Origin of the sequence: Novipirellula methanifontis, assembly GCF_052161655.1 — a bacterium.
Lineage (GTDB): Bacteria > Planctomycetota > Planctomycetia > Pirellulales > Pirellulaceae > Novipirellula.
Map to the genome: position 1 here is coordinate 5494643 of NZ_CP197418.1, position 12858 is coordinate 5507500.

Annotated in this window: 7 protein-coding genes; 4 read left to right on the forward strand and 3 right to left on the reverse strand. The window is 53.9% G+C overall.

Translation table 11 applies throughout. From position 1 onward, the window contains the following. Window positions 1-16 precede the first annotated feature (16 nt). A complete protein-coding gene (locus SH528x_RS20035; RefSeq protein WP_442505226.1) occupies window positions 17-2899 on the reverse strand; it encodes a response regulator in 2883 nt (960 codons plus the stop codon). A gap of 431 nt (window positions 2900-3330) precedes the next feature. On the opposite strand from SH528x_RS20035, the gene SH528x_RS20040 reads away from it, so the two are divergent. Continuing rightward, window positions 3331-4965 carry a sigma 54-interacting transcriptional regulator gene (locus tag SH528x_RS20040; RefSeq protein ID WP_442505227.1) on the forward strand — a complete coding sequence of 545 codons (1635 nt, stop codon included), beginning with the start codon at window positions 3331-3333 and terminating at the stop codon, window positions 4963-4965. 77 nt (window positions 4966-5042) lie between these two features. Here the strand turns inward: SH528x_RS20040 and SH528x_RS20045 are convergent, their stop codons facing one another. Both SH528x_RS20045 and SH528x_RS20050 read right to left on the reverse strand, forming a co-directional pair. After that, window positions 5043-5243, reverse strand: a complete 201-nt coding sequence (locus SH528x_RS20045) for a hypothetical protein (RefSeq protein WP_442505228.1) — start codon at window positions 5241-5243, stop codon at window positions 5043-5045. Between the two features lie 31 nt (window positions 5244-5274). Continuing rightward, a complete protein-coding gene (locus SH528x_RS20050; protein ID WP_442505229.1) occupies window positions 5275-5817 on the reverse strand; it encodes a hypothetical protein in 543 nt (180 codons plus the stop codon). A 608-nt stretch (window positions 5818-6425) separates the two neighbouring features. On the opposite strand from SH528x_RS20050, the gene SH528x_RS20055 reads away from it, so the two are divergent. The 3 genes from SH528x_RS20055 to SH528x_RS20065 all read left to right on the forward strand — a co-directional run bounded on the left by SH528x_RS20055 (window position 6426) and on the right by SH528x_RS20065 (window position 12857). Beyond that, the gene (locus tag SH528x_RS20055; RefSeq protein ID WP_442505230.1) at window positions 6426-7985 is read left to right on the forward strand and encodes an arylsulfatase; all 1560 of its coding nucleotides are present in this window, start codon (window positions 6426-6428) and stop codon (window positions 7983-7985) included. Between the two features lie 107 nt (window positions 7986-8092). Beyond that, entirely contained in the window at window positions 8093-9619 is a 1527-nt protein-coding gene (locus SH528x_RS20060) for a sulfatase family protein (protein ID WP_442505231.1), read from the forward strand. Window positions 9620-10172: 553 nt separating this feature from the next. Beyond that, window positions 10173-12857 carry a PSD1 and planctomycete cytochrome C domain-containing protein gene (locus SH528x_RS20065; protein ID WP_442505232.1) on the forward strand — a complete coding sequence of 895 codons (2685 nt, stop codon included), beginning with the start codon at window positions 10173-10175 and terminating at the stop codon, window positions 12855-12857. The last annotated feature ends 1 nt before the right edge of the window (window position 12858 follow it).

Sequence of the window (12858 nt, forward strand, 5' to 3'; positions counted from 1 at the left end):
CGCCGATAGAAATTTGCTATTGGATTGACTCTGACATCGCGTACTCTTCGATTGCTTTGACGAACTGGGTTACGAGCTCTTCCAGGTGATCGAGAGTGGCAGTGGCGTCGTCGAGATTGTTTTGCTTGCCCATCAATTCGAGTGAATACGACAACTCGCGTGCCTCATCGTGACTATAGGCCCCCACGAGACTCTTAAGACGATGCGATGCGATCATGAGAGATTCTGGATCCGATGACTCAATCGCGTCACGCATATTGCGAATCAACTGCGGTGCGTCATTCATGACGAACCCGATGTGCTCGATTAACAAGTCCGTCTCACCATTCATTCGCTGCAACGCTTCGGAGATGTCAAACGGCCTGTTGCGGGATGCTGGATCGGTCGAGGATCTGCTTGGACTCGCGGATCCGTTGGGACTGGTTTGCGAGCATTGTTCTGATGTGACGCTCTCGACCATTGCGATCAACTCTTTGGCATGTATCGGCTTGGCCAAGTACGCATCCATACCCGACGCCAAACATTTTTCGCGATCACTTGTTAGGGCATGGGCTGTCAGAGCGACAATCGGTACATGCGACCCGCGTTTTTGCTCGTTTTGACGAATCCGTTGGGTTGCCGAGAACCCATCGCTTCCCGGCATTTGGATGTCCATCAGCACGGCGTCGTAGTGGTTCTTTGAGACTGCGGTTACCGCATCGTCACCATCGCTTGCACAGTCGCAATCGTATCCGTGTCGCTCCAGAATCCGTATCGCAAGTTTGCGATTGGGCTCGTGGTCGTCAACGACAAGCACCTTCAGTCGTCGGGTGGCTTCATCGGATGTAATCGAATCAGCAATGACGATCGTATTGTCGGCAGCGTCTTGCTTAGAATGATGCTGCGAAAAGATCGCCATGATCGCTTCGAGCAGAGACGATGCCGAAACGGGTTTGACCAAATACGTCTGGATTCCCAATTGTCGGCAACGCGCGGCGGAGTTGGGACGGTCCGCTGACGAGAGCATCATTACCGGTCCGCAATCCATTTCGGGGCAATTTTTGATCTGTTCGGCGAGCTCGAATCCGTCCACCCGCGGCATCATCGCGTCGAGCAACACCAAGTCAAAATTTTCGCCTGCTTGCGAGAGTTTCTGCAATGCTTTCAGCGCAGCGTCGGCCCCTTCGGTCAAAGTCGTTTCCATTCCCCAGTGACGTAGCATCTCATCAAGTATCCGCCGGTTCGTCGCGTTGTCATCGACCACTAACGCACGCTTGCCGCCGAGTTCTTCGGCGTTGATAGCACGGGGTGCGGATTCCGGCGGTTCGGCAATTCGCAACTGGATCGTGAAGTGAAACGTGCTGCCCTCGCCAAGACTACTTTGCGCCCAAATCTTGCCTTCCATCATACGGATCAATTCGGATGTAATCGTTAGCCCCAATCCGGTGCCGCCGAACCGCCGCGCCATCGACGAATCGACTTGCGTGAACGACTCAAATATCTGTTGCAAGCGGTCTTTCGGGATACCGATCCCTGTGTCTCGGACAGAGAAATGCAAACAAGTTTCGTCGCCACTCGTCCATTGCTGTTCCACCTCAACGACCACTTCGCCTTGGTCGGTAAACTTTATTGCGTTGCCAATCAAGTTGTACAATACCTGCCGAATGCGCATCGGATCACCATCCATATACTGTGGAATGTCCATTGGCATACGGATCGCCAATTCGAGTCCTTTGTCATGCGCTTTAACGGCGAGTGCTTTGAGCGTCTCGCGTACGAGTTCCGCAAGGTTGAACGTGACGTTCTCGATCTCCATTTTGCCGGCTTCGATTTTTGACAAATCCAGCACATCGTTCAGCAAGCCCAATAAGGTATCTGCTGATGATTGCACGCAATTCAAGTAATCACGCTGTTCCGAATCCAGTTCGGTCGTCAGTGCAAGTTCAGTCATGCCGACAACGGCGTTCAGCGGGGTGCGAATTTCGTGGCTCATGTTTGCCAAAAATTCGCTCTTGGCGCGATTACTCATTTCGGCGGCCTGTTTTGCCGCGCGTAGAGCTTCCTCTGTTTGACGACGAGCAGTGATGTCGGTTTCAATGCCGATCCAGCGGGCAATTTTGCCGCTGTCGTCATGGATTGGAATGAGGCGGAGTTCGACCCAAATCGTTCGTCCGTCGCGATGGTACTGTAAGACATCACTGGACATTTCGTGGCCGTTTCGCAACGCTTGTTCGAATTTACGAACGGCTTTTTCGTCGGTGCTGGGGCCAAATAGAATCTGGTCGACTCGGCGGCCGAGAACTTCGGCTTCGCAGTAGCCGGTAAGTTTAGTAAACGCAGGATTGGCCCATTGTGTCGCACCATCGGCGTCCATAACAAGAATCGCAATTGGCGATTGGTTGGCAACGAGCGAGAGTGTTGCAAGGTCGTCACGGTCTGCGGCGGCTTGCCGAGTCCCCTGTTCGGACGGCTCATGCGACCGGACGATACCAAGTTCGTGGTTCGACTGTTCGCGTCCGTGTTGGGCGATGACGATGGCGTCTTCTAGCGACGAAGCTTGCATCAACTCGGCCCAATTAGCCGCGTCGTCCTCGCTTAGTCGCAATGACTTGGGCAACGTTGCACCGATTGAGATCGATGGTGGGAAATCGACGATTTCACAGTGCAACGTCGCGGCAAAACCATCGAGTTTTGCTCGATAATCGGGTTTCAGTGTGCACTTGGCATTTGGATCAGCGGCAAACAGTTCAATCTTCGCAATGTCTTCCCCGTTTTGACGGTCGATTCCGAAACGGACCACAGCGGGGATGGCGGCTTCTTGGAAAACCTTTGCTGCTGCGGTGACCGCGCGTGACAGCGGCATTCGTTGTTTCGCGGCGAGTCCGCTGAGGGCTGCGAAAATGCGACAACGACGTGACATTTGCGACACATGCGAGTTTCGCGTGAGGGGAAACTCTGCAATCGTCTGGTGATCGTCGCCATCCTCTCCGTGACGGTTTCGCAGCGTAGAATCGTAATTTGGAAGCCTGATTCGGAACGGCCGAACTGCCATGAATTCATCCCTTGCTTTGACGAGCCGCCGGAAGCCAATACAACTCTACGAATGTTTGCAGGTGGCGAGAAGGAAAGGTCTTGGAAGCAACGCAAATCGCAGCAATCATCATGCCACTCTTGTAGTGAATCGTCATCGCACATGCCGCTTGCGAAATGACGCAAAATGAGGTCTCTTCACGTAGTGTGCGGCGACGAATTGGAATTGGCACACCCGTTGCTTTGACAATTTGTCGCGAGCAAAAATGCCAATTTGTCACTTTGCATGACGCAACTGGAGGAAACGAACGAGGTATTGCCATGTCAAGCATCCTGGTTGTCGATGATGAACCGGCCGACTTGGGACTCGTCAGTCGCGCGCTGGAAAAACTCGAACATGGTGTCATCACGGCCGGAAGCGTCAAAGATGCTCTAAAGCACATTCGTGGTCAGAAACCGGATGTCGCAGTGCTTGACGTGCTGCTTCCCGACGGCAATGGACTCGACATGCTGAAGTCCATTCGCGTGATCGACGAGCAACTGCCTGTCATCTTCGTGACGTCCAGCAGCGAGAGTGCTACCGCAATCCAAGCGATGAAACTTGGAGCTCTCGACTACCTTGTCAAACCGATTGACATTGTCGAACTGCGAAAGGTTGTCGCTCGTGCTTTGGAAATTCGGCAACTGACCGAAAAATCGGTCGAGTCGAATCTGGAGTCCGGTGCATCCGAAATGGACTCTCACGTAATGATTGGTCGCTGCGCGGCGATGCAGGAGGTCTATAAGGCGATTGGCATCGTCGCGAATCAGGATGTCACCGTGTTGATTCGAGGCGAGAGCGGAACGGGAAAAGAATTGGTCGCTCGCGCACTCTATCAATACAGCGATCGGGTCAAAGGACCTTTTTTAGCGGTGAACTGTGCCGCCATTCCTGAAGCTTTATTGGAAAGCGAATTGTTCGGTCACGAGAAAGGATCGTTCACGGGGGCGGACCGAAAACGGATTGGCAAGTTTGAGCAGGCCGCTGGCGGTACATTATTTCTCGACGAGATCGGCGACATGTCGCCCGTGCTGCAAAGCAAGCTGCTGCGGGTGCTGCAGGAGAAACGTTTCGAGCGAGTCGGTGGAAATGAATCGCTCAAGGCAGAGGTCCGTGTCATTGCCGCAACGAATTGCAACCTGGAAGAAATGGTTGCCGAAGGGAAATTCCGAGCCGACTTGTACTACCGACTCAACGGATTTTCGATCCATCTGCCGGCACTTCGTGATCGCGGCAGTGATTTTGAAGCGTTGGTCGAGCATTTCCGTCGCGTCGCTTGTTCCGATCTGGGTAAGAAAGTACGAGAAGTCGCTAGCGACGCGATGGATGTGCTGCGGTCGTACGCTTGGCCGGGTAACGTTCGTGAGTTGCAAAACGTGGTTCGGCAAGCGATCTTGAAGACGAACGGACCGGTATTGCTCGCTGATTTCCTGCCGGACCTCTCAGACGCGCGACATCAACCAACTGACGCGACCAAGTCCTTCCCCACAGAGCATGTGGATTCAACCCAAGCAAGGCCTCCGCAAAAGAACAGTCTGGATGATTTCATCGCTAGCCGGTTGGACGCCGAATCGTCGCAGCTCTACGACGAAGTGATTGCGGAAGTCGAACAGCGAATCGTGAAAGCGGCAATGGATCGTGCCGGTGGCGACCGGACCGAGGCAGCTCGATTGCTGGGGACCAATCCGGCAATGCTGCGAAGCCGGGCATCGCTAGAATGGTTAAATTTTGAACTGGAACCAGACACAAACGAGACGCCGCTGATGCGGCCCGGCATGACGATGGACGAGATCGAACGAGAGGCAATCGTTAGGACTTTGGAATACACCGACGGATGCCGAAAATCCGCAGCGGAACTGCTGGGAATCAGTGTTCGCACGATGCAGCGCCGCGTTAAAGACTTGGGACTGTCGTAGCAAGCTTCGCAGTACCATTTTTTGACGCGGAACCCTACGCAAACGAACGCGGCCGCGATGACTGCGGTCACAATTTCTCATTCACGTAAACGAGCACGCTGTTTCTCGTCCTCCGGCACCATGAGCATCGCATCATATGCATCTTCGTAAGTATTGAATGGCCCCGTGTCAACGATCACGCCACCGTGACGAGTTGCAGCGTCTGCGGGTGACTCATTGGATTGAACACTTGCAACCTGGAGCCCCGCGTCCGTTTCAATGACAATAAAGTGATTCATGACTTTCTCCTTGAATCGGGAGTGGCGGCAATTACAACAGCTTGGGGCCAATTCGGTCGGGGATCCGGTCGCGACCACGGATTTGGTCTTTCGCGACGTTCCAGCACATCAGAATCATCACGACTCCGGACAACGCGAACGTCACGTCGAATGTGATACTCGCCCTCTTTAACGGCCACGCAAATGCAAGGTCGATCGAGAACAAGATGAGAGCTAATATCCCGGTTGCGAATCCAATCAGCGTAAAACTCTTTTCCAGCGTGAACTGGCGGAAAAAACGTTGAAGGCTCGATGGTTTCCTACGTTCTCTCGGTCCATAATAATTCCGCGGCTGGTATTCGCTCTGCGGCTGGTATCGGCGTCGGAGTCGTGTCTCGTCCGCAGCCTGCTTTTGGGGAGCGACAACCGACCGACGTCTCGTCGGCTGACCTGCGCGACGCCGGGCACGTCGATGATCGGGCGATTGATCACGGCGCAGACGTGGCACGAGTTCCGAGTGGCGGCGATCCTCTTTTAGATCAGGACGTAAAGAGGTTTTCGATTTTGTTTTTGTATTCTCCAATGTGACTGGCATTTTTCGGTTCTCCCATTTTGAGGAAGGATGTTGGAAAATGCATGCATAATGCATGCCAATTGAGCGTTCTCATTTGCAATAACTAGCATGCAAGTGCGGATGCCAAACTGGCACGACTAGTTGGCATGCGGGTGTCGGTTCGCGACTCAAATTTAATGGTGGCACCTCCAGGTAGCTTGATTGTGCTAGATTGATGCGGTCCCACGAGAATTTTCGGATCGTCAACTGTCCGTTTCTACGTCTCGTCCTAATCATGCTGCGAATGTTCCCGCTGCCAAATGCGGTTATTCGTCGAAATGCAAACCACCGAACAACGAAAACACTATCGGCAAGACGCTCAACGACTCGAAGGTCGCGAATGTAATCGTCGGCCTGTTGATTAACTTCAATCACGGAAAGCTTGAATACAAACGTGTCGTTCGTTCAGTGATCGACAAACGTGAGTAACCACAGATGAACGCAGATGCATGCAGATGAAAACATTGGAGGACATTGTCGTCGACTATCTGTGTTTGTTCCTCCTTGCGTTCGCCTTTCAAAACATATTCAAAGGCCAGAGCGATACTGTGTCATTTCGCCCGGTTGTCATTGTTAAAAGGAGACTCGTGATGATGAAATTTATGGGCATACTGCTAATCAGTAGCCTGTCGTTCTGCGTTTCAATCGCTGCTGCTGAAAGACCAAATATCATCCTGATCATGGTCGACGATATGGGCTGGAGTGACATTGGTTGTTACGGGAGCGAAATTGAAACACCCAACCTGGATCGGCTTGCTGGCGAGGGAATGCGTTTCACGCAGTTCTATAACAACGCGAAATGCACCACCACGCGAGCGTCGCTCGTTACCGGTCTTTGGCCGCGACGCGACGGCGGACTGCTCAAGAAGAATATGGTCACGTTTGGCGAAGTCCTGAAGGAGGCAGGCTATGCGACCGCCCTTTCTGGGAAGTGGCATCTGGGGAACGGCCCCGACAACCATCCCCACAAACGCGGCTTCGAAGATTATTACGGCCTGCTTGCGGGCTGCAGCAATCACTTTGACCCCGCGATACCAGACCCTGACTACAAAGGGGGTGTGACACGCCCCTTCGGGCAGAACGATCAACTTATCAAGACGTTTCCCGCCGATTTCTACTCGACGGATGCCTTCACTAATCACGCCATTGAAACCATCTCTCGCAACGTCACGGAGCATCCCGACAAGCCATTCTTCCAACACATCACCTACACCGCGCCCCACTACCCGCTACACGCCAAGCCTGATGACATTGCGAAATACAAAGGCAAATACATGATGGGCTGGGACAAACTGCGCGAGCAACGTTATCAACGCCAAATCGCGATGGGACTACTCGACCCGCAGCGATACAAACTCTCCGGCGAAGACTCGCGTTCCTATTCATGGGAAACCGCCAATCATGAATTCGAAGACCAGCGAATGGCTGTTTACGCAGCCATGGTGGATAGCATTGATCAAAACATCGGTCGCCTGATGCACACCCTGAGCGAGCTGAAAGTCGATGACAACACCCTGATCTGCTTTCTCTCGGACAATGGCGGCTGTTCAGAGGAACCCGGCGGTCGCGATCCCAACAAACGCCACGCAGGCCCTGCCGACGATTACGTTGCCGTCGGCCCCGCTTGGGGTTGGGTTCAGAACGCGCCCTTCCGTCGCTACAAGAGCTGGACGAACGAAGGCGGTGCCAACACCCCGATGATCGCATGGTGGCCCGGCCATATCCAAGCCAACACGATTACCGAGCAACCCGGGCACATTATCGACTTCATGGCGACCTTCATCGAAGTCGCCGAGACCGACTACCCTGAAACCTACCAAGGCGAAAAGATTCTCCCGCTCGAAGGGACGTCGCTGCTTCCCATTTTCAAGGGAGAGCAACGCGAGGACCATGATTTCTATGCGTGGGAATGGAGCGGCAACCGCGCCTACCGCGAAGGAAACACCAAGGTCGTTTGGGATTCGCTGATCGGAAAATGGGAATTGTATGACCTTTCCGTCGACCGCACCGAAACCAACGATCTTGCTGCCACGCAACCCGAAACGACTCAGCGGCTAGCCCAAGCCTGGCAGAAGTGGGCTGACATGACCGGCGTTAAAGTCAAAGGATCAAAGAACAAGAAAACGAAAACGAAGAACGCCAAGGAATAAATGATTCGGAATCATTTGTTTTTAGAGTTGCACGGTTGTCTCAACTGTGCCTGTCCGAGTGAAACAGTTGCGGACAACTGTTCTACGATATTTTTAAAGGTCCGCTCATGAAATTTTCCATCAGACAAATCATCGTGGGCGCCGCGGCGTGCGTGTTCCTGCTCGGCACGGCACGGCACGCTAGTGCTGCTAAACCGAATATCGTGTTGATCATGGCCGATGATGTTGGGCTGGGCGATGTCAGCTTCCATGCACTGAACGTTCAACACAAGGAACCATTCGTCAAGACGCCGGCGATCGATGCCCTGGCAGCTCAGGGGCTCTGGTTTACCGACGGTCACTCGGCCACCGCCCTCTGTGCACCGACGCGTTATGCCATGATGAGCGGGAACAACAATTATCGCTCCTACGCGCCGGCGGGCGTCTGGAGTACTTTCGCGCCGACAGCATTCAAGAAAGGAGAAGCCACGCTCGGGACGGTGGTTCGCGATGCAGGCTATCAGACCGGCTTCATTGGTAAGTGGCACATGGGCGGCGACTTTCATGTCCCGAGCAGCGACGAAATCTATCGCGGTGCGAAAGACGGAGACCTGATCGGCAAGGTGGATGTGACGCGTTGGGCGGGGAGCGGCCCGAAATACTGCGGGTTCGACTATGACTTTACCACCCCGTGTGGCGTGCAAGGCCCGCTGTACCTGCTTTACGAAAACGAGGTTTGGTCCCCGTGGTCCAAGGATTCCAAGATCGTTTACTTCAACAAGGACACAGCAAAGAACCCCAAAGACGTCAGCGACAAGGGACCGGGCTTGGGCGATTCGAACTGGGATGCTCGTGAACTTGGCGATAAACTGTCCGCAAAGGCGGTGGAGTTCATCAAGACAAGTGCAGCTGATGACAAGCCGTTCTTCCTCTACTACTGCACATCCGCGGTACATCTGCCTCACTGTCCGCCCGCCGAGTTCGATGGCAAGAAGATCAAGGGCAGCATGCCAACGCCGCACCTGGACATGGTCATCGAGCTGGACTTGCAGGTGAAGCGGATTGTCGATGCGCTGAAAGCGGCTGGGCAGTTTGACAACACGCTGATTGTGTTCACTTCCGACAACGGCGGTTTGGGCGATGGCAAGGCCAGCAAGCTCGGATACGACCCAGGCGGTGGCTGGAGAGGCAGCAAAAACTCGCCTCTCGAAGGAGGGCATCGCGTTCCATTGTTCGCGGTTTGGCCAGGACATATCAAGCCGGGCATTACCGATGAACTGGCGGTCAACCAGGACATGGTGGCAACGTTTGCCTCACTCGTTGGGACATCCATTCCCGACGGTCAGGCTCAAGATTCCAACAATCTGCTGCCGCTGCTGACCGCAAACGGAGAATTTCGTCAGCGAGACTATTTCATTAATCAGGCGGGATCCAAGCAAGAGCTGATGCTGAGGAAGATGCCGTGGAAGTTGATCATTCAAAGCAATTTCAAGCGGACAGCATTTGAACCGAAATCGCTTTACAACCTGAAAGACGACCCCCACGAGGACAACGACCTGTTGAAGAATCCTGAATTCAAGGAAGTCGCGGACCGGATGTTCAAGGATTACATGGACATCGTGGAGTCTGGGCGACCGACGGCGCCGGGGCGTTGATTGGAAGCGGACGGGTTGAACCTGAAATTCACGACGACTCACGCCCGCTTGGTTTGGACTTAACGAGCCGGCGACGATTAATCGACTATCTTATTTTTCGTTTTCCTCGTATTTGTGAGCCGACGGCGTTAGCCACGGGCCATCTACTTTCGCACTTAACGGGTGGCTTTTGTAGCGGTGCGGCGCAAGCGGCTTGTTGATATAGTGAGCCGCTCGCGCGTGAGCGGCCGGGTTCCACGCATTACCCGGTGCCTTACGGCCCACGGCTCACTAATGCGACTTGCATTTTGATTAAATCAACAGCCCGCAAGCCGCCCCGTCGAAATCGAACGTTTTATCAAGCGGCGGCTCGCCACTCGTGCAAAGTCACCTGTTCTTGTTCGCCCTGTATAATGACGATTGCAAGCGGCAGGGTCTGGCGACAAGCGTTCCCAAACGTGCTAGACAGATGTATTCAGGCGTGACGGACTATTTCGGCGGGAGAGCGATGCATTTATTGAGACTTACCGATCACTTTTTATTCTCCGTTAGACGTTACTCCACAAAGGCGTTGGTGTCGTTCTGTGTTTACGTCTTTGCAGCAAACACCGTGCTTTATGCGGATGAGCTCACCGATGGCGAACAGCTCTTTGCACTTAAAGTGCAACCGTTGCTGGCTGCGAAATGTGCCGCGTGCCACGGTGACGATCCGACAGACTTAGGCGGCGACTTTGATATTCGCACGCGTGAGTCGATGCTGAAAGGCGGCGAGTCATTTGCAGAGGACGTCGTTGTATCAGGGGAGGGCGAAGCTAGTCTTTTGTATCGCGTCGTCGCGCACGCGGAACAGGGTTTCGAGATGCCGCCCAAATTGGCTGACCGGCTGAGCGAAGAACAGACTTGGTGGATACGTGACTGGATCAACGCCGGCGCCCCATGGCCCAGTGACGATCAAATTGCACGGATTCAAAAACAACACGCCGACGGCGAGCGGGTGCTCACCTCGAAGGCCCTTTCAGAAGATTGGCAGAATCGTCGCTATGAATCGGAAAAGCTTTGGGCTTATCGACCGTTGAAAGTGGCAGAGGTGCCCAAAGACGAACATCCCGTCGACTGGTTTATCAATCGCAAACTGGCCGCGGCCGAGTTGCCGTCAGCTGGCGACGCTCCGGCGACAGCAATGGTGCGGCGGATGAGTTTTGGTCTGACCGGACTGCCACCCAAACCACAGGCAATCCGCGAATTTGTCGCTGCCTATGAAAGGGATCCGCAACAGGCCGTTGAAGATTTTGGCAGGAAACTTATGGCGTCGCCACATTATGGCGAGCGTTTCGGGCAGCACTGGCTGGACGTGACTCGGTATGCAGACTCGTCAGGATACGCTAACGACTACGCGCGTCCCAATGCCTGGCGGTATCGTGACTACGTCGTGCGGTCATTTAATGATGACAAACCATTTGATCAATTTGTGAAAGAACAGATCGCAGGCGACGAGATCGATCCTGAGAATTCGGAATACCTGATTGCCACCGGTTTTCTGCGAATGGGTCCGTGGGAGCTGACAGGGATGTCTGTCTTTAAGGAGATGAGACAGTTCTGGCTCGACGACGTGACGGACTCGGTCGGGCAAACTTTCCTTGCCCACGCGATGCAGTGTGCGAAGTGTCATGATCACAAATTCGATCCCGTGCCGACACGCGACTATTACGGAATGATGGCTGTGTTTTCGACGACGCAGTTTGCGGAGCGTCACGCTCCGTTCCTGCGGTCCGAGTCCCAATCCAACTTTGACTCCGCGAATGAATGGGTCCAGCAAAAGCTGGCGTACTACAATGCGGATATGAAGGAGCTTACTGCAAAAATGGCCACGCTTCAGAAGGTAGAGCAAGGGGCGGCCAAGGTCGGTGACAACGGTCTCGATCCAGGAGACGAAGCGTCGCAATCCCGCATTCGCAAAAACATCAGTCGTCATGAAATCGAGAAAGATCGAACGTTACCATTCGCGCACTCGGTCTATACGGGAAAGACAATTGCGATCAAGAATGCCAAGAGTCGCTGGACCATTCCCAAAGACCGCTGGGGAAAAGGCTATTTCGATCCCGATGTGATTTATACCGGTGGCAGTGTCTACTCGCCGGGAGACGCGGTTGTTCCCGGCGCACTCAGCGCTGCCAAAGTGCTGGGTGAGATGGACGTCAAGGCGTTCCCAACCGGAGAGGGCAAACGCCGACTTGCTCTCGCCAACTGGATCGCCGATCCAAAAAATCCGCTGACTGCCCGCGTCATCGTCAACCGAGTTTGGTCGTGGCACTTTGGAAAAGGCATCGCCGGTAACCCGAACAACTTTGGTGGAACGGGCGGAGTGCCTTCTCACCCCGAAATGCTTGGTTTTCTCGCACAGCGGTTCATGGAAAACGGTTGGTCCATTAAGAAGCTCAATCAACTGATCATTACTTCGGACGCTTATCGCCGAAGTTCGCAACATCCGGAACCGGAAAAATTGGCAACGCTTGACCCTCGGAATCAGCTTTACGCATCGTTTCTGCCGCGGCGGTTGGATGCCGAAGAATTGCGTGACGCGATGCTGCTTGTCAGCGGTGAATTGAATGACGCGTTAGGCGGAATCCCGGCTCGTCCTGATATCAATCCAGATGTTGCCGTCCAGCCGCTTCAGATCATGGGGAACACGGCGTCCGCTTACGAACCATACCCCTTGCCCGATCAACGCAATCGCAGAAGTCTCTATGCGGAAAGACTTCGCGGCTTGCGTGATCCGTTTTTGGAAACGTTCAACCAACCAGGGCTGGATGACTCTTGCGAACGAAGGGAAACGTCAACGATTGCCCCCCAGGCACTGACGATGCTGAATGCGGAAGAAGTACACGATCGCTCGATAGCGCTCGCAGCCAGGTTAGTGCGGCAAGGCGGCAGCGACAAAGACATTCTACGAAGCGCCTTCATGCTAACCTTCGGTCGGCCTGCGACCGACACAGAGACCGAGGCCTGTCTCGCCGAATGGAGGATTGCTACAGCAGAAGAAGAAAAACTGCATCCGAAACCTCTCGAGATCCAGACAGTCATCGAACGAACGGTGATGGCAGAGAAGACCGGAGAACCCTACACCTTTATTGAGCACCTGCCTGCGTACGAGTCGTATATTCCCGATTTGCAACGTAGCGATGTCGATGCACGAACACGAGGTTTGTCTCACATCTGTCTTGTGCTGTTTAACTCAAATGAATTTTCATATTTGGACTAGT